The following is a 17,205-nucleotide window of genomic DNA, read 5'->3' on the forward strand; positions in this document are numbered from 1 at the left end:
GAAGGTGAAAGTCATGAACGAAGCAATTCAACCTAAATATCACGTGACAACGGTAACTTGCGCTTGCGGAAATACCTTTGAAACAGGTTCTGTAAAGCAAGACCTGCGCGTCGAGATTTGCTCCAACTGCCATCCATTCTTCACAGGTAAACAGAAATTTGTGGATGCTGGTGGACGTGTTGACAGATTTAAAAAGAAATATGGCATCTAATTTACATTTGATGGAGACATGCTGCGTTGCAGCATCTCGAAATACATGCGAAATCCCCTGCTCATTGGCAGGGGATTTGTTGTTTTTCAGGATAAAATTATTTTTTGAATTCAATGCTTTTTTGCATTTGTGTCCACTCGTCTCCGCTGATTAGGCCGAGCCTCCATATTGCGATACCTTTAAGATCATAGCGTTTGGCTAAACCGATCAGCGTATTTACTGATTTGGCATTTTCACTGTTTATGTTGAGTCCCAGCACAAGCTTGTTCTTCTTCGTTTCCTTAAGGGCGAGGCGAATGGCTTCATCCACTTTATCGGCTGGCTCCGGTTGCCCGGTTCCGCCGCCGCTGCGGTAGTCATAGGCCATAATAATGATTTCATCCGCAATTTGACCGAGCGCCTTGTAATCGTACCCTTGATAAGACGAATTGAGCGGGTGCAGAGCCAGAGCGAGCTTCAGATTCTCAGATTTAGCCTGCAAGGACACCTCTTTGACGAAGGCAGTGAAGGAGGCGCGGGTCTTCGTTTTGTCCGTGGTAAGACCCAGACCTTCGAAATCAAGCAGAATGCCCTGAAATTTATTTGCTTTTGCAGTGGCAACCATTTCCGATATTGCTTGCTTCCGAGCATCGGCATTTTCGATAACTTTGGTTAGTTCACCATTGACATCCCCTGAATAAACCATCAAATAAGGCAGGGTACGGGACTGCGCTGCTTCACTAACTAGACTCTCTGGAGTTGTGTTTCCCGCGGGGAGGGGCCACTTAAAGTCTTTGCCGTTCAGTGTAAATTTCCCGTTCTCATCAATTCGGCTCCAGCCAAAGGCTACGGAATCCAGGATTGGAATGACGGATGCGTCGGAGAAGGATGAGATCGCATAGAAGCCCATGGTGTACATTCGCTGCTGCGGTGATAAAATCGAGACGGTGCGCGTCTTCTGATCCCAGTCGACCTGTGCCCCGAATTGCTGACTAAAGAAGCTGAGCGGAATTAAAGTATGCCCGCTGACCGCCTGCGGCGCTACCGCAAGATCGACGGCTGCTCCGTTTACGCTGGATTTCTTGCTGTTCAGGGTCAACTGCACCCGAACCGTATTTAGGCCAGTTCCTTTTATGGCGGAAATGCTCTTTGATTTAGCATCCCATGTCACTTGAATGCCAAGCGCTTCGGATATTACACGAAAAGGTACAAGGGTTGTCCCCTCTTTGATGATAGGCTCTTCCGGGAACTGAAGAGGGTATCCGTCAAGCATGATACGGATCGGGGGGTTAGCGTGAGCCTGCTGAGGCTGCGATATAACTCCGCTAAGGGTTCCGATCCAGATCGTAGCAGCGAGCATGAGTTTACCTATTTTTGTCATCCAGGTACATCCTCTCTATGAAGTTCCATATTATTCTATAAATATATCAAACTTTAAGAGAGAAGGCATGTTCAAAGTTAGCATAAAAGACAACTTTTGCTGCCAGTTGCTTTTTGGACATGTATAAGATATACTTATTTTCACCGTGCTAGATGGGGAGGTAGCGGTGCCCTGTAACTCGCAATCCGCTATAGCGAGGTTGAATTCCTGTTAGAGGTCTTGCCGATGTGAGGTCCGGTCTTTACGGCAGACGTTGACAGACGGGTCCTCCGCAATGAGTACCTGTGAACCTGGTCAGGTCCGGAAGGAAGCAGCCATAAGCAGTCCTACTTTTGTGCCGGGGGGAAGCCTGTCTCGAGTTGCGCCGTAAGGGTGCCGCTTGGATCGCAATGATCAATAACAGGTGCACGGCTACATAGTATTAATACAGCGACATCTTTGTCTTTTCGGACAGAGATGTTTTTTTATGTGTTTATTCTTGCGGGGAATGAAATGGCATTCCTTGTGAAACCTTACTGGGGGCGACTTGTAAGTTAGAAGTTTTTCTCGTCCTTCGAGTATAGTATAATGGGAAAGTGACGATTATCGTTTCATGAAGAAAGAAGGTGCCGCATATGGAGCATATTGCGCTGTACCGTGCTTGGCGGCCGCAGTCGTTTCAGGACATGGTAGGACAACAGCACATTATTCGTACGTTGCAGAATGCGATTCGGGAGCAGCGGCTTTCGCATGCTTATTTATTTAGTGGACCTCGTGGAACAGGGAAGACGAGCGCAGCCAAAATTTTGGCCAAAGCGGTGAACTGTGAGAAGGGGCCTGCTCCAGAACCGTGCAATGAATGTGACTCATGCCGCCGGATTACGGCTGGAGCTGTTATGGATGTGCTTGAGATTGACGCCGCTTCCAACAGGGGAGTCGAAGAAATTCGTGATTTGCGCGAAAAAGTGAAATATGCCCCTACCGAAGTGCGGCAGAAGGTTTATATTATCGATGAAGTTCATATGCTGACGACGGAAGCGTTTAATGCCTTGCTTAAGACGCTGGAAGAACCGCCGCCGCACGTTATGTTTATCCTTGCGACGACAGAGCCGCACCGGCTTCCAGCCACGGTGATATCCCGCTGTCAGCGCTTTGACTTCCGGCGGGTATCTTTGGAGGAGCAGAGCGAGCGGCTAAAGCTTATTTGTGAGCAGGAGGGCATAGCCGCCGAGGATGAAGCCATTCAGTATATAGCTCGATTGTCGGACGGCGGCATGCGGGATGCGCTCAGCATACTGGATCAAATCGCATCCTTCTCGGATGGACATGTATCCTACAAGCAGGCGCTTGATATGACTGGCGGAATTCCTTCGAAGCAGTTCGCGGAAATCGCGAAGACGCTTGCCGAAGGCGACGTCGGCGGTATGCTGCAACTGATTGAAGGACTTATGCAGGAGGGCAAGAGTGCTGATAAATGCATGGAGAACCTGCTGTATTATTTCCGCGACTTATTAATGATTAAAATGGTGCCTAATGCAGAGAAGATGACGGAACGCGTGCTTGATTCCCAGGAATTCAAGGAAATGGCGGAAGTATTCACACGTTCGCAGTTGTTCCGGATTATCGATACGCTGAACCATTATCAGATTGAAATGAAATATGCTCTGCAGCCGCAGACATTGTTTGAGGTAGCGCTATTAAAGCTGTGCAGCATTCCCCAGAGCGAAGAATCGACTCAATCGCAGGCTGTATCCTCGGCCGTGGCGGATTCCTCTGCGGGTCAATCGGAGGTTCAGCAGTTGCGTCGTCAATTGGCTGACTTGGAGAAGAAGCTTGAACGTGCGCTTCAAGGAGGTTTAGCGGGTGGGGGGCAAGATGCCGCTCAGAAGGGAAGCCGTTCGAGCACGAGAACGGCTGCACCGCGCATAGCCTCGAAAGCCAAGATACCTGCGGGAATAGATCGATACGTCGCGCAGCGAAGCAGCCCCGAATTTATGGCGGTGCAGGGCAAATGGAACCAGGTGCTTCAAGGTGTTAAGGACGAGAAGATTACCATCCATGCCTGGTTCGTCAACGGCGAGCCCGTCTCTGTCCTTGAGGATGCCGTTCTGGTCGCATTCAAGAACGATATCCATCGTGAAACCACGGAGAAGCCTGCGAATAAACAGCTCATTGAGATGGTTATGGAGCGGGTATTGGGCTCGTCATACCGTTTGGTCACGATGATGCTCAAGGATTGGAGCGATAGTATTGAAGGCGCTGCAGTTGATCCGTCCGAGGAGGAGCCCTTTCAATTAGAGCAGGCTTCAGAAGATGGAAGAGGCGGCAGTAAGGAGCCATGGGTGGACGAAGCGCTGCAAATGTTTGGCGATGATCTTGTTGTTGTGAAGGAGTAACTCGGCTAACTTTTTTTGCAAATTACTATAATATATAAATGACCAAGGTAAAGGAGATGTAAGTAATATGAATAATATGAACCAAATGATGAAGCAAGTTAAAAAAATGCAGGAGCAAATGTTGAAAGCCCAGGAGGAGCTCGGCGGCAAATCGGTCGAGGGAAGCGCGGGCGGTGGCGTAGTTACTGTGGAAGTCAATGGACATAAGAAAGTATTGTCCATCAATATTAAGCCAGAGGCCGTTGATCCGGAAGATGTAGAGATGCTGCAGGATCTCGTGTTGACGGCTGTTAACGATGCGCTGGGCAAAGCGGATGAGCTGGCTAACAACGATATGGGGAAATTCACGGGCGGAATGAAGATTCCGGGCCTATTCTAATTACACAACCGAAGGAGAACACTTTCATTGTATTATCCGGAACCGATCGCTAAACTGATCGACGCCTTTACTCACCTGCCGGGAATCGGGCCGAAGACCGCCGCGAGACTGGCTTTTCATGTGCTGAATATGAAGGAAGACGATGTTATCGATTTCGCCAAAGCTTTAGTAAGCGTTAAGCGGAACCTTCACTACTGCTCGGTATGCTGTAACATCACGGACACTGATCCCTGCCGGATTTGTCAGGACAAGACTCGGGATTCTTCCGTCATTTGTGTTGTCCAGGACTCCAAGGATTTGGTGGCTATGGAACGAACGAAAGAGTTCGATGGTTATTATCATGTGCTGCAAGGCGCTATTTCACCCATGGAAGGACTTGGCCCGGATGACATACGGCTTAAGGAGCTTCTGACCCGTCTCAGCGATGAACGGGTTAAAGAGCTGATCTTGGCGACCAACCCTAACATTGAGGGAGAAGCGACAGCGATGTATATTTCCCGTCTTGTGAAGCCGTTCGATATTCGTGTTACTCGCATTGCCCATGGATTGCCGGTTGGCGGTGATTTGGAGTACGCGGATGAAGTAACCTTATCGAAGGCGCTCGAGGGCAGGCGTGAACTAAGATAAGGAAATTATAATCAAGAAGAAGCGCTGGTTTATAACCAGGCTTCTTTTTTGTTTTTTCACCTTAACAAGGATTAATAGATCGCAATCAGGATTCCGGATGAAAATAAGAAAATAGGAAAGTTCTAAGTTTGTCCCTTTCTCGATACACATGAAATATACCGGATCGAGGGGGCGGATATTATCGTGATTTGGAAGCAATGGCTGTTGAGAGCGAAGAAGATCAAGCAACTCGACGAGGAGTTGGAGTATAAAGTGCATCTGTACAATGAAGTGAACAAAGCACAGCGAGAGTGGGAACGAGCCTATTGTGCGCTGCAGGAGGCGGTTGGCGCTGATGAGGTGGACATTGCGATATATACCCTGGAGGCTGCGGAAAGACGTTATCAGGTACAATTAAAGGCGGCCAAGCAGGCGAATGTTACGTGGCAGCCTTTTCAATTTGGCTCATATTTCGATTCGTACCTGAGAAAGTAGTCCGAGGTGTACTAATGTAGAGAGGTGATAAAGAATGAAACTGATACTATCCTTAGTGCTTATTGGATCGTTGCTGCTGCTAGGCTATATTATTTTTTCGCGAAGGATGGGCTTCGCATGGCTCACTCGTTTGGGAGTTCATATCGTATTGGCTGCGCTTGGGATTTATGTCGTTAATTTCTCTGGTTTACTGACCGAAGCGTATATTCCGATGAACCCGGTTACGATAAGTACAGTGCTTATTCTCGGCTTGCCTGGTGTAGGTTTACTGCTCGGGCTTAAATTAGCCATGTTTTGAATGCATTTCATAGTTGACGTTAATTTAAGTTCTGTGTTACATTATAAATCGCTTCTTCGAAAGCCCTAGAACAGCAAGGCTAGTCAGTAATTTTTATTTTAAAAAAAGTATTGACTTCGGAAGGGCGAGCATGATATATTATAAAGGTCGCTGCTGAAACAGTTTGGCGATGAAAACAAGGTTTGATCTTTGAAAACTGAACAACGAGTGAGCGGGTTTCACGGAAGTGAAATCTAAAAATAGAGTCAGATGCAAATCTGATCTCGTCAGATTCAAAATGAGCAAGTCAAACACTTTAATGGAGAGTTTGATCCTGGCTCAGGACGAACGCTGGCGGCGTGCCTAATACATGCAAGTCGAGCGAAGTTATTTTGGAAGCTTGCTTCCGAAATAACTTAGCGGCGGACGGGTGAGTAATACGTAGGCAACCTGCCCCTCAGCCTGGGATAACTAGCGGAAACGTTAGCTAATACCGGATAATTTGCTTTTTCGCATGAAGAAGCAATGAAAGACGGAGCAATCTGTCACTAAGGGATGGGCCTACGGCGCATTAGCTAGTTGGTGAGGTAATGGCTCACCAAGGCGACGATGCGTAGCCGACCTGAGAGGGTGAACGGCCACACTGGGACTGAGACACGGCCCAGACTCCTACGGGAGGCAGCAGTAGGGAATCTTCCGCAATGGACGCAAGTCTGACGGAGCAACGCCGCGTGAGTGATGAAGGTTTTCGGATCGTAAAGCTCTGTTGCCAGGGAAGAACGTCTTGGAGAGTAACTGCTCTAAGAGTGACGGTACCTGAGAAGAAAGCCCCGGCTAACTACGTGCCAGCAGCCGCGGTAATACGTAGGGGGCAAGCGTTGTCCGGAATTATTGGGCGTAAAGCGCGCGCAGGCGGTCATTTAAGTCTGGTGTTTAATCCCGGGGCTCAACTCCGGGTCGCACTGGAAACTGGGTGGCTTGAGTGCAGAAGAGGAGAGTGGAATTCCACGTGTAGCGGTGAAATGCGTAGAGATGTGGAGGAACACCAGTGGCGAAGGCGACTCTCTGGGCTGTAACTGACGCTGAGGCGCGAAAGCGTGGGTAGCAAACAGGATTAGATACCCTGGTAGTCCACGCCGTAAACGATGAATGCTAGGTGTTAGGGGTTTCGATACCCTTGGTGCCGAAGTAAACACATTAAGCATTCCGCCTGGGGAGTACGGTCGCAAGACTGAAACTCAAAGGAATTGACGGGGACCCGCACAAGCAGTGGAGTATGTGGTTTAATTCGAAGCAACGCGAAGAACCTTACCAGGTCTTGACATCCCTCTGACCGGTACAGAGATGTACCTTTCCTTCGGGACAGAGGAGACAGGTGGTGCATGGTTGTCGTCAGCTCGTGTCGTGAGATGTTGGGTTAAGTCCCGCAACGAGCGCAACCCTTGATCTTAGTTGCCAGCATTTCGGATGGGCACTCTAAGGTGACTGCCGGTGACAAACCGGAGGAAGGTGGGGATGACGTCAAATCATCATGCCCCTTATGCCCTGGGCTACACACGTACTACAATGGCCAGTACAACGGGAAGCGAAGCCGCGAGGTGGAGCGAATCCAATCAAAGCTGGTCTCAGTTCGGATTGCAGGCTGCAACTCGCCTGCATGAAGTCGGAATTGCTAGTAATCGCGGATCAGCATGCCGCGGTGAATACGTTCCCGGGTCTTGTACACACCGCCCGTCACACCACGAGAGTTTACAACACCCGAAGTCGGTGAGGTAACCGCAAGGAGCCAGCCGCCGAAGGTGGGGTAGATGATTGGGGTGAAGTCGTAACAAGGTAGCCGTATCGGAAGGTGCGGCTGGATCACCTCCTTTCTATGGAGTACCTCGCTTCCGTAGCGAAGCGGTACAAACGGTCAGCGCAAGCTGCCGGATATGCTTTCGAAGTAGCTTTGCTTCGTAAAGCTTTTAGCTCACTCGTTGGTCAGTTTTGAGAGGTTAAGCCTCTTATGCGTTTGGTGATAATGGCGGAGGGGTTCCACGCGTACCCATCTCGAACACGACCGTTAAGCCCTCCAGCGCCGATGGTACTTGGACCGCAGGGTCCTGGGAGAGTAGGACGTCGCCAAGCGCAGCCCATTTTATGGGTTGCCTTTTAAATTTAACATTACTTTTACGGGCCCTTAGCTCAGCTGGTTAGAGCGCACCCCTGATAAGGGTGAGGTCGGTGGTTCGAGTCCACTAGGGCCCACCATACAACTCCATATTCACTTATACGTGCTTTGGAGTGGCGTATGGGGCCATAGCTCAGCTGGGAGAGCGCCTGCCTTGCAAGCAGGAGGTCAGCGGTTCGATCCCGCTTGGCTCCACCATAAATGCTATCTCTTCCATAACTTACCGCTTGATTGGTGAGTGTGGACTTGATAAGATAGTCTTCCGCCAGTAAAATGGTGGTGGAACAATTTGCTGAAAGGTTGAACGTCACCTTGCGTGATCGTTACAAAATTTCATCATTGCTGATCATTACAACCTCACGAAGTGATGGCTGCGCATGATCGAGCATTTGATCCTTGAAAACTGGATAACGAAACGAAATTTGCGTTTTAGAAATATTCCTTTTCTGATGAATTTAAATGAGCTGCAAAGCCAAATTAAAATTCATCATAGCTGAACTTGTGTCAAAACAAGTGAAGTGAAAAGTGGCTAGCGAAGGTTTTGGGACTGGAGATCCTTTGTGAGGCGATTTCTACCTTGTATGAATTTACTTGATCAAGAAATCGACGAACAACAGAGCGCCAGGCGCAAAACCGAAGCATTATGGTTAAGCTACTAAGAGCACACGGAGGATGCCTAGGCGCTAGGAGCCGACGAAGGACGTGGCGAACAACGAAACTGCCTCGGGGAGCTGTAAGCAAGCTTTGATCCGGGGGTGTCCGAATGGGGAAACCCGGCTGTGGTAATACGCAGTCACTCGCATCTGAATACATAGGATGCGTAGAGGCATACCAGGGGAACTGAAACATCTAAGTACCCTGAGGAAGAGAAAACAAGAGTGATTCCGTCAGTAGCGGCGAGCGAACGCGGAACAGCCTAAACCAGAGAGCTTGCTCTCTGGGGTTGTGGGACGTCTCACACGGAGTTACAAAGGAACAGGTTAGACGAACAGGTCTGGAAAGGCCGGCCGTAGAAGGTAAAAGCCCTGTAATNGCTGGGCTGTGATGGGGAGGGAAAATTTACAGTACCGAAGGTCATGATCTCACACTGCCAAGAAAAGCCTCTAGCCAGGAGAAGGTGCCCGTACCGCAAACCGACACAGGTAGGCGAGAAGAGAATTCTAAGGCGCGCGGAAGAACTCTCGTTAAGGAACTCGGCAAAATGACCCCGTAACTTTGGGAGAAGGGGTGCCCCGGTAGTGTGAATAGCACGAGGGGGCCGCAGTGAAAAGGCCCAAGCGACTGTTTAGCAAAAACACAGGTCTGTGCGAAGCCGTAAGGCGAAGTATACGGGCTGACGCCTGCCCGGTGCTGGAAGGTTAAGGGGAGCGGTTAGGGAGTAATCCCGAAGCTGTGAACCGAAGCCCCAGTAAACGGCGGCCGTAACTATAACGGTCCTAAGGTAGCGAAATTCCTTGTCAGGTAAATTCTGACCCGCACGAATGGCGTAACGACTTGGGCGCTGTCTCAACGAGAGATCCGGTGAAATTTTAATACCTGTGAAGATGCAGGTTACCCGCGACAAGACGGAAAGACCCCATGGAGCTTTACTACAGCTTGATATTGAACTTTGATGCGATTTGTACAGGATAGGTGGGAGCCTAGGAATCCGGAGCGCCAGCTTCGGTGGAGGCATCGTTGGGATACCACCCTGATCGTATCGAAGTTCTAACCTAGGACCGTGACCCGGTTCGGGGACAGTGTCAGGCGGGTAGTTTGACTGGGGCGGTCGCCTCCTAAAGAGTAACGGAGGCGCCCCAAGGTTCCCTCAGAATGGTTGGAAATCATTCGTAGAGTGCAAAGGCAAAAGGGAGCTTGACTGCGAGACTGACAAGTCGAGCAGGGACGAAAGTCGGGCTTAGTGATCCGGTGGTACCGCATGGAAGGGCCATCGCTCAACGGATAAAAGCTACCCTGGGGATAACAGGCTTATCTCCCCCAAGAGTCCACATCGACGGGGAGGTTTGGCACCTCGATGTCGGCTCATCGCATCCTGGGGCTGAAGTAGGTCCCAAGGGTTGGGCTGTTCGCCCATTAAAGCGGTACGCGAGCTGGGTTCAGAACGTCGTGAGACAGTTCGGTCCCTATCTGTCGTGGGCGTAGGAAATTTGAGAGGAGCTGTCCTTAGTACGAGAGGACCGGGATGGACGCACCGCTGGTGCACCAGTTGTTCCGCCAGGAGCATAGCTGGGTAGCTACGTGCGGATGGGATAAACGCTGAAAGCATCTAAGCGTGAAGCCCTCCTCAAGATGAGATTTCCCAATTTAGTAAGACCCCTTGAAGACGACGAGGTTGATAGGCCTGAGGTGGAAGTGCAGCAATGTATGGAGCTGACAGGTACTAATCGGTCGAGGGCTTATCCAATTCCCTATATGAAGTAGGGCTAACACGCAAATGGTTGTTTCGTATCCAGTTTTCAGGGATTAACATCCTTGGATTTATGGCTTGGAGAGGTACCCAAGTGGCTATAAGGGGACCCTCTGCTAAGGGGTTAGACTGCGTAAGCGGTGCGAGGGTTCGAATCCCTCCCTCTCCGCCATTTGTACAACCTTATATGTTTGGCGGCGTAGCTCAGCTGGCTAGAGCGTACGGTTCATACCCGTGAGGTCGGGGGTTCGATCCCCTCCGCCGCTACCATAATTTTCGGAGGCTTAGCTCAGCTGGGAGAGCATCTGCCTTACAAGCAGAGGGTCAGCGGTTCGATCCCGTTAGCCTCCACCATACTTATCTATTTTTTTGCCGGTGTAGCTCAATTGGTAGAGCAACTGACTTGTAATCAGTAGGTTGGGGGTTCAAGTCCTCTCGCCGGCACCAGTTTTTCTTGGAGCTTTTATTGCGGAGCCGTGGTGTAGAGGCCTAACATGCCTGCCTGTCACGCAGGAGACCGCGGGTTCGAATCCCGTCGGCTCCGCCATTAACTTCCTCGAATAAGGGATGAGAACCTATAAGGGTTCGTTGAAGTGTCTGAAGTATCCATATAAAGTGTTTCCACAAGAAGTGGGAAAGTTATAAACTTAACCGCTTTATTTTTTTGACCAAATTTAATATGGCTCGGTAGCTCAGTCGGTAGAGCAGAGGACTGAAAATCCTCGTGTCGGCGGTTCGATTCCGTCCCGAGCCACTTTTATGCTCTCAGGCAACGCCCTGATCTAGCATGAAACCTTGGAGGCTTAGCGAAGTGGCCAAACGCAGCAGACTGTAAATCTGTTCTCGTACGAGTTCGGTGGTTCGAATCCATCAGCCTCCACCAGTAAGAGCCATTAGCTCAGTTGGTAGAGCACCTGACTTTTAATCAGGGTGTCGAAGGTTCGAGTCCTTCATGGCTCATCTCAAAAGTCGTCAATCTTGAATTGGCGGCTTTTTTGTTTTATAAAAATTGTACGCGCGAAGCAAATTTTAATTTTTTCTAAGGATCATGATACAATACTGACTATAGTCAATAAAAAAACAGGGTGCTCCAGAAAGGCATTTTTTATGGAAATCAACTTACTCAAGAAGCAACTGGAACTCATTATTAAGGCTCCCGTCCATATGTTAAATATGGAGCTGCAGGAGTGGCAAGATTTGACGGAAATTGCGAACTCAGAAGAATCGACATTAGCTCGATCCGCTGTGCTGAAGGATCGTTCTCTCTGGTTGTGTGGAATTCATAATCATAAGGTTCAAGTGCTTGAAGCGAATACGTCTGGCTTGGCCGAGACGGAAGTGAAACTGATCGAGCTTTTAATGGCTGCGTTTGATGGAGAGCGGTCGCTGCCGCTTGCTGGTGGGAAAAAAGATGATGAGTACCGCAGTCAGCAGCTGGGCGCATGGATTCAGGAACAGCTTGAGCAGGGGAATTACCAGACGGTCATACCAGAACCGTTAGCTTGGAAAACGAAGATACAGGGGATGATGCTTCCATTCCTGCTTGGTTGGGAGAACCACTCGGCCATGGATATTTCGCATGTTAAGCTAAATAAGCTGCTGCGCAGTTATTTTGGCGGTGACATCGTGCTGCTGCCCTTAAAGGAGGAGTGGTACGTTCTTGTCGGTGAGAAGCTGCTGACTGAAATTCGTGACGAGAGTGAAGAGGGCTTGGATACAGAACGGGACATGCTCAGCGCACTAAGCCAGGGGATGTACGAATTGATTACAAATGAATGGGTTGGGGGAGGCTTTCACCTGGCTGTAGGTGATCCGATTGATCCGGGGAAGGCACTGGTGTCGACGGCTTTCTTACTTCGTGAGACGCTGGCTATTGGCCGTATTTTTCATGTGACAGAGCAAATTCATTTGCCGTGGGAGCTGCGTCTCGAACGCCTCATTTACAGCATCCCTGATGCTCAGCGGCAAAGATTTGTAGAGGATACAGGGAATCCGATCGGTATGTTGAACGATGAAGAGACATTGACGACGCTGGATACCTTTTTTCAATTGGATTGTAATGTGAGCGAAACCGCTAAACGGTTATATATTCACCGAAACACGCTGCTGTATAGACTCGATAAGTTTAAACAGGAGACAGGCCTTGATGTACGAAGCTTCCATGATGCGGTTATAGTCAAGCTGGGGATGCTATTGTATAAAGTGACAAATAGGGAATAGGTTTTTTGTGCAGTTTGTGGATAGCGCATTATTGCCCTGGTGGGTTAATATAAAGATACGAAATGAATCCGATTACATTTGGATGAATCTTTAATACTAAATTTATTCTAGGAGGCAGAACTCATGGCAGGCGTACGCTTAGAACACATTTATAAAAAATACCCAGGTGCTGACAAAGCAACCGTTATCGACGTTAACTTAGATATTGCAGATAAAGAATTCCTCGTATTGGTTGGACCATCCGGTTGTGGTAAATCTACAACTCTTCGTATGATCGCTGGTCTTGAAGAAATTACTGAAGGTAAATTGTACATTGGCGACCGCGTCGTTAACGACGTTGCTCCTAAAGATCGCGACATTGCGATGGTTTTCCAATCCTACGCTTTGTATCCGCATATGAACGTGTATCAAAACATGGCATTTGGTCTGAAACTTCGTAAAGTGAAAAAAGAAGAAATCGACCAGCGTGTACGTGAAGCTGCAAGAATTCTTGATATCGAGCACTTGCTTGATCGTAAACCGAAGGCACTTTCCGGTGGTCAGCGTCAACGGGTTGCCTTGGGACGCGCGATTGTCCGCGATCCACAAGTCTTCCTCATGGACGAACCGCTTTCCAACTTGGATGCTAAACTCCGTGGTCAAATGCGTGCGGAAATCACAAAGCTGGTTAAACGTCTCGAAACCACTTGTATCTATGTAACGCATGACCAAACAGAGGCTATGACGATGGGTGACCGTATCGTTGTTATGCAAGACGGTATCATTCAGCAAGCTGCTTCTCCGGAAGAGCTGTACAACCAACCAACGAATATTTTCGTTGCTGGATTTATCGGTTCCCCTACAATGAACTTTATCAATGGTACAATTGTAGAGCAAAACGGCGCTGTATACTTCCAATCCGATACGCTTAAAGTTGAAGTACCTCAGGGTAAAGCTGTTACTCTGAAGGAAAAAGGATACGTAGGCGGCAAGGAAGTAATCATGGGCGTACGTCCTGAAGATATTCATGAAGAGCCAATCTTCTTGGAAGGATCCCCGAATACGATCTTCACGGCAAGTGTAGACGTAACAGAGAACCTGGGTCATGAAATGCTCTTGTACTTGAGCAGCACATCCTCGCTGATCGCTCGTGTGGACGGACGTTCCAATACTCGTGAAGGCGACAATGTGAAGCTTGCAATCGATATGAACAAAATTCATATCTTCGATAAAGAAACTGAGCAAAACATATTCTTCGGTTAATTATAACTGATGATCAGAACCGCCCTTCGGGGCGGTTTTTTTATTGTAAACCGGGCTGGTAATTGATTTACGTCGTATTTTCCTTTACGATGAATACAATGAAATAAATGCAGATGTGACTGGATTGTATTTACATATTTGCAGGGCGCTAACCGTAAAAATTGAGTTTCCGAGGCTAGCGGCTTGGAGAAGGAGAACATCATGGCAAAAAAAGTGAAAGTATCAGAATTGGTTAACCAGTTCGGGCTTGAGGTTGTATCTGGAGAGCAAGGGTTAAAACGAGTGATTACAGTGGATGATTTATATCGCCCTGGTTTAGAAATGGCCGGTTATTTCGAGTATCATCCGCCTGAGCGTGTACAAATTCTAGGGAAGACGGAGCTGGCTTTTTATGAAATGCTGCCAGCTGAGGAGCGGCGTGATCGTATGGAGCGCCTGTGCTCCAGTGATGAGACGCCTTGCATCATCGTGACAAGATCCTGGGAAGTGCCGCAGGAGCTGACGGAAATCAGCTCGGTCAAGAATATTCCCGTCCTGCGCAGCAATATGGCAACAACGATTCTATCCAGCCGGATTACCAGCTTCTTGGAGAAGAAGCTCGCCCCTACGGCTACGATTCATGGCGTACTTGTCGATGTGTATGGGGTAGGTATGCTCATTACGGGCACTAGCGGCATTGGTAAAAGTGAGACTGCTCTGGAATTGGTTAAACGAGGCCACCGCCTGATTGCCGATGATGCTGTAGAAATTCGTCAGACCTCCGACAATCAACTCCATGGGACTGCACCAGAGTTAATTCGGCATTTGCTTGAGATTCGGGGCGTCGGTATCATTAACGTTATGACTCTGTTTGGTGCAGGGGCCATTCGGAACAATAAACGGATTTCGCTCGTCGTGAGGCTTGAGGCTTGGCAGCAGGAGAAGCAGTATGACAGACTGGGGCTGGACGAGGAGACTACGCGGATTATCGATACCGATGTGCCGCTTGCAACGATCCCGGTGCGGCCTGGTCGGAACTTGGCTGTTATTATTGAAGTGGCGGCAATGAACTTCCGTCTTAAACGAATGGGATATAATGCGGCATTGCAATTTACGACCAAACTCACTGAGACCATTGCGGAAGATATCGACGATTTGGATTAGGAGCGTGAATGATGGGCACTTTGTTATTGGATCCAATAGCCTTTTCTATTGGAAGTATCGCCGTACGCTGGTATGGATTAATTCTTGGAACCGGCGCTTTGGTCGGCTTGCTTCTGGCTATTCGAGAGGGGAAGCGCTTCGGCATTCCGCAGGAGTTTTTCATGGATTTGCTGCTGCTGGGGGTTCCATCAGCTATTATTGGGGCTAGAATTTACTTTGTTGCTTTTACGTGGGAGCAATATAAGGATAATTTTTGGGATGTCTTTAAGATCTGGGAAGGTGGCATAGCCATATACGGCGCGCTTATAGGCGCAATTATATGTGCAGTGATTCTGGTGCGTAGACGCGGCTATAATTTCTGGCGGATCGCGGATATTTGTGCGCCTTCCCTGATTGTAGGTCAAATGATCGGCCGCTGGGGGAACTTTGTGAACCAGGAAGCCTATGGCGGGCCGACAACGGAAGCTTTTTTAAGTGATTATTTACATCTGCCAGCCTTTATTGTCAATCAGATGAACGTTGAGGGAATATTCCGTCATCCCACCTTTTTGTATGAATCGGTGTGGAACCTGGTCGGCCTGCTCCTGCTCTTCGTTCTAAGAAGACAGAAGTTTCTGCGGTCAGGAGAGCTATTCTTCTCCTATTTCATTTGGTATTCCATCGGCCGTTTCTTTATAGAGGCGCTGCGGATTGATAGCTTGGCCTTTAAAGGGCCGCAGTGGCTGGCTTCTTTTGTAGACGGGCTATGGTCTCCAATGTTATGGCTAGGTTTCGAGCACGGATATTTAGATCCCAATTATGGGAATGTTCGAATATCTCAACTGTTGGCTCTGGTTATTATTGTTATTGCTATCATCTTCATCATCGTTCGTCGTAGAACGGTATCTGATTTGCCACGGTACAGCGATCCGATCGTTTCTACGAAGAATCAGGAGATCGAGAATGTATCCAGTACTACCGCTCTGAACAAGAAAGTACTGGACGCCAAAGAGAATGATACAGATATCTCCAAGACGGAAGATGAGGAACAGAAAAAGGAGTAGCTTAATTTGAAGATAGATACGGTGTTATTTGATCTAGACGGAACGATTGTCGATACGAACGAGCTGATTATTGCATCATTTCAGCATGTATTGGACAAGCATAAGCAGCCGCGTACCCGGGAGCAGATTATCCCTTACATGGGGATGACCTTGGAACAGCAGTTTCAGGCCTTCTCGGGCTGGCAGGATGTCGCGGAGCTGGTTACCGATTATCGCTCATATAACACAATACACCACGATACGATGGTCAAGGGATTCCCCCATGTAGACGAAGTGATCTCCGCTTTGAAAGATAAAGGAATTAAGCTGGGAATCGTTACGACCAAGATTAGACCGTCAACGATGCGTGTATTGGAGCTGTTCGGGTTGCTGAAATATATGGATGCAATTGTTACAGTACAGGATGTGACGCATCCCAAGCCGCATCCAGAGCCGGTTCTGAAGGCTATAGAGCAGCTAAATGCTGATCCAAAGCGCACGATAATGGTGGGGGATAGTCCTGCAGATATTAAGTCGGCTCAAGCCGCCGGAGCTCTCTCGGCTGCCGTAGCCTGGTCGCTTAAAGGGGCGGAGGAGCTGAAGAAGTACAATCCGGATTATATTCTGGAGGACATGCTCGATCTATACGGAATATTAGGATGGGAGCTACAGAAGAAGTGAGGAGAGTGCAGCGTTATCCAGTAGAAGGGCCAAATGCACTGTGGCAGCTTTACCGTACGGTAAGTCCGTGGAAGGGTGTTAAAAATTTTATTTTCATCCAACTGGCTAGATATTGTCCGGTGCTGCCGCTAAAGAACTGGATTTATCGCCGCATTCTGGGCATGAAGGTGGGTGAACATACCGCATTCGGCCTCATGGTTATGGTTGACGTATTTTTCCCAGAGCTGATTACGATTGGGCGCAATTCTGTGATTGGCTATAATACGACCATCCTGGCTCATGAATATTTAATTAAGGAATATCGGCTGGGCAAGGTTCGTATTGGGGACGAAGTTATGATTGGTGCCAACACGACGATATTGCCTGGTGTCACGATTGGGGATGGGGCGGTCGTCGCTGCCGGATCGATCGTACATAAAGATGTTGCACCGGGAGCGTTTGTAGGCGGCAATCCGCTTCGTGTGATTGAGCGTAAGTCGCCAGGAGAAGCAGCAGCTTCGGAGGCTGTTGTAATGGCACAAGAAGAAACGGAAAGATAAAGGATCGCCCGAGGGCGATCCTTTATTGTTATTGGTAAGATGTTTTGTTACACAGGTGGAGGGGAGCGGGAGCGCAGT

General features: G+C 48.8%; 13 protein-coding genes, 10 tRNA genes, 2 rRNA genes, 1 other RNA gene and 1 other annotated feature. Of the genes, 25 read left to right on the forward strand and 1 reads right to left on the reverse strand.

From position 1 onward, the window contains the following. The first annotated feature begins 13 nt into the window (after positions 1 to 13). On the forward strand, positions 14 to 211 hold the full coding sequence (gene rpmE / locus CZ379_RS00400; RefSeq protein ID WP_110929797.1) for a 50S ribosomal protein L31: 198 nt from the start codon (positions 14 to 16) through the stop codon (positions 209 to 211). Between the two features lie 97 nt (positions 212 to 308). On the opposite strand, the gene CZ379_RS00405 is transcribed toward rpmE, so the two are convergent. Continuing rightward, on the reverse strand, positions 309 to 1,571 hold the full coding sequence (locus CZ379_RS00405) for a stalk domain-containing protein (RefSeq protein ID WP_110929798.1): 1,263 nt from the start codon (positions 1,569 to 1,571) through the stop codon (positions 309 to 311). Positions 1,572 to 1,714: 143 nt separating this feature from the next. On the opposite strand from CZ379_RS00405, the gene ffs reads away from it, so the two are divergent. The 24 genes from ffs (at position 1,715) to CZ379_RS00525 (ending at position 17,127) form a co-directional block, all read left to right on the forward strand. Further along, an RNA gene (gene ffs / locus CZ379_RS00410) (signal recognition particle sRNA large type) lies at positions 1,715 to 1,982 on the forward strand. 203 nt (positions 1,983 to 2,185) lie between these two features. After that, a complete protein-coding gene (gene dnaX, locus CZ379_RS00415; RefSeq protein WP_110929799.1) occupies positions 2,186 to 3,946 on the forward strand; it encodes a DNA polymerase III subunit gamma/tau in 1,761 nt (586 codons plus the stop codon). A gap of 67 nt (positions 3,947 to 4,013) precedes the next feature. After that, entirely contained in the window at positions 4,014 to 4,325 is a 312-nt protein-coding gene (locus CZ379_RS00420; protein WP_110929800.1) for a YbaB/EbfC family nucleoid-associated protein, read from the forward strand. A gap of 27 nt (positions 4,326 to 4,352) precedes the next feature. Next, positions 4,353 to 4,952 (forward strand): recombination mediator RecR, encoded by a 600-nt coding sequence (recR, locus tag CZ379_RS00425; protein ID WP_110929801.1) that lies wholly within the window; start codon positions 4,353 to 4,355, stop codon positions 4,950 to 4,952. A gap of 180 nt (positions 4,953 to 5,132) precedes the next feature. Beyond that, a complete protein-coding gene (locus CZ379_RS00430) occupies positions 5,133 to 5,426 on the forward strand; it encodes a DUF2508 family protein (protein ID WP_407668593.1) in 294 nt (97 codons plus the stop codon). 34 nt (positions 5,427 to 5,460) lie between these two features. After that, complete coding sequence (locus CZ379_RS00435; RefSeq protein ID WP_110929803.1) at positions 5,461 to 5,724, forward strand: pro-sigmaK processing inhibitor BofA family protein; 264 nt, start codon at positions 5,461 to 5,463, stop codon at positions 5,722 to 5,724. A gap of 295 nt (positions 5,725 to 6,019) precedes the next feature. Further along, positions 6,020 to 7,574 (forward strand): 16S ribosomal RNA (locus tag CZ379_RS00440). Between the two features lie 139 nt (positions 7,575 to 7,713). After that, a 5S ribosomal RNA gene (gene rrf, locus CZ379_RS00445) occupies positions 7,714 to 7,830 on the forward strand. A gap of 46 nt (positions 7,831 to 7,876) precedes the next feature. Then, positions 7,877 to 7,953: transfer RNA gene (locus tag CZ379_RS00450), tRNA-Ile, on the forward strand. Positions 7,954 to 7,995: 42 nt separating this feature from the next. Continuing rightward, a tRNA-Ala gene (locus tag CZ379_RS00455) sits at positions 7,996 to 8,071 on the forward strand. A gap of 447 nt (positions 8,072 to 8,518) precedes the next feature. Further along, positions 8,519 to 10,277 (forward strand) — a sequence feature (23S ribosomal RNA rRNA prediction is too short). Between the two features lie 83 nt (positions 10,278 to 10,360). Further along, positions 10,361 to 10,452, forward strand: a tRNA-Ser gene (locus CZ379_RS00460). Between the two features lie 21 nt (positions 10,453 to 10,473). Next, positions 10,474 to 10,550, forward strand: a tRNA-Met gene (locus CZ379_RS00465). Between the two features lie 8 nt (positions 10,551 to 10,558). Next, positions 10,559 to 10,634: transfer RNA gene (locus tag CZ379_RS00470), tRNA-Val, on the forward strand. Between the two features lie 17 nt (positions 10,635 to 10,651). Next, positions 10,652 to 10,727 (forward strand) — tRNA-Thr (locus CZ379_RS00475). Between the two features lie 23 nt (positions 10,728 to 10,750). Continuing rightward, a tRNA-Asp gene (locus CZ379_RS00480) sits at positions 10,751 to 10,827 on the forward strand. A gap of 134 nt (positions 10,828 to 10,961) precedes the next feature. Beyond that, positions 10,962 to 11,034: transfer RNA gene (locus CZ379_RS00485), tRNA-Phe, on the forward strand. Positions 11,035 to 11,077: 43 nt separating this feature from the next. Then, a tRNA-Tyr gene (locus CZ379_RS00490) sits at positions 11,078 to 11,163 on the forward strand. A gap of 4 nt (positions 11,164 to 11,167) precedes the next feature. Beyond that, positions 11,168 to 11,240 (forward strand) — tRNA-Lys (locus CZ379_RS00495). Between the two features lie 147 nt (positions 11,241 to 11,387). Then, the gene (locus CZ379_RS00500) at positions 11,388 to 12,500 is read left to right on the forward strand and encodes a PucR family transcriptional regulator (RefSeq protein ID WP_110929804.1); all 1,113 of its coding nucleotides are present in this window, start codon (positions 11,388 to 11,390) and stop codon (positions 12,498 to 12,500) included. Between the two features lie 123 nt (positions 12,501 to 12,623). Next, positions 12,624 to 13,742: an ABC transporter ATP-binding protein gene (locus CZ379_RS00505; protein ID WP_110929805.1), complete on the forward strand. Its 1,119-nt coding sequence runs from the start codon at positions 12,624 to 12,626 to the stop codon at positions 13,740 to 13,742. Positions 13,743 to 13,943: 201 nt separating this feature from the next. Then, a complete protein-coding gene (gene hprK, locus CZ379_RS00510; RefSeq protein WP_110929806.1) occupies positions 13,944 to 14,885 on the forward strand; it encodes an HPr(Ser) kinase/phosphatase in 942 nt (313 codons plus the stop codon). A gap of 11 nt (positions 14,886 to 14,896) precedes the next feature. Continuing rightward, complete coding sequence (lgt, locus tag CZ379_RS00515; RefSeq protein WP_110929807.1) at positions 14,897 to 15,928, forward strand: prolipoprotein diacylglyceryl transferase; 1,032 nt, start codon at positions 14,897 to 14,899, stop codon at positions 15,926 to 15,928. A 6-nt stretch (positions 15,929 to 15,934) separates the two neighbouring features. After that, positions 15,935 to 16,588: a pyrophosphatase PpaX gene (gene ppaX / locus CZ379_RS00520; RefSeq protein ID WP_110929808.1), complete on the forward strand. Its 654-nt coding sequence runs from the start codon at positions 15,935 to 15,937 to the stop codon at positions 16,586 to 16,588. Further along, positions 16,585 to 17,127 (forward strand): acyltransferase, encoded by a 543-nt coding sequence (locus tag CZ379_RS00525; RefSeq protein ID WP_199925382.1) that lies wholly within the window; start codon positions 16,585 to 16,587, stop codon positions 17,125 to 17,127. The genes ppaX and CZ379_RS00525 overlap by 4 nt, the downstream gene beginning before the upstream one ends. Positions 17,128 to 17,205: the final 78 nt, after the last annotated feature.

It is taken from the genome of Paenibacillus bouchesdurhonensis (assembly GCF_900155685.1).
GTDB classification, from domain to species: domain Bacteria; phylum Bacillota; class Bacilli; order Paenibacillales; family Paenibacillaceae; genus Fontibacillus; species Fontibacillus bouchesdurhonensis.

Excerpts from the sequence above, each read along its gene's own strand:
- rpmE (WP_110929797.1), top strand. The coding sequence starts at position 14 with ATGAACGAAGCAATTCAACCTAAATATCACGTGACAACGGTAACTTGC.
- CZ379_RS00405 (WP_110929798.1), bottom strand. The coding sequence starts at position 1,571 with ATGACAAAAATAGGTAAACTCATGCTCGCTGCTACGATCTGGATCGGA.
- dnaX (WP_110929799.1), top strand. The coding sequence starts at position 2,186 with ATGGAGCATATTGCGCTGTACCGTGCTTGGCGGCCGCAGTCGTTTCAG.
- CZ379_RS00420 (WP_110929800.1), top strand. The coding sequence starts at position 4,014 with ATGAATAATATGAACCAAATGATGAAGCAAGTTAAAAAAATGCAGGAG.
- CZ379_RS00435 (WP_110929803.1), top strand. The coding sequence starts at position 5,461 with ATGAAACTGATACTATCCTTAGTGCTTATTGGATCGTTGCTGCTGCTA.
- CZ379_RS00500 (WP_110929804.1), top strand. The coding sequence starts at position 11,388 with ATGGAAATCAACTTACTCAAGAAGCAACTGGAACTCATTATTAAGGCT.
- CZ379_RS00505 (WP_110929805.1), top strand. The coding sequence starts at position 12,624 with ATGGCAGGCGTACGCTTAGAACACATTTATAAAAAATACCCAGGTGCT.
- hprK (WP_110929806.1), top strand. The coding sequence starts at position 13,944 with ATGGCAAAAAAAGTGAAAGTATCAGAATTGGTTAACCAGTTCGGGCTT.
- lgt (WP_110929807.1), top strand. The coding sequence starts at position 14,897 with ATGGGCACTTTGTTATTGGATCCAATAGCCTTTTCTATTGGAAGTATC.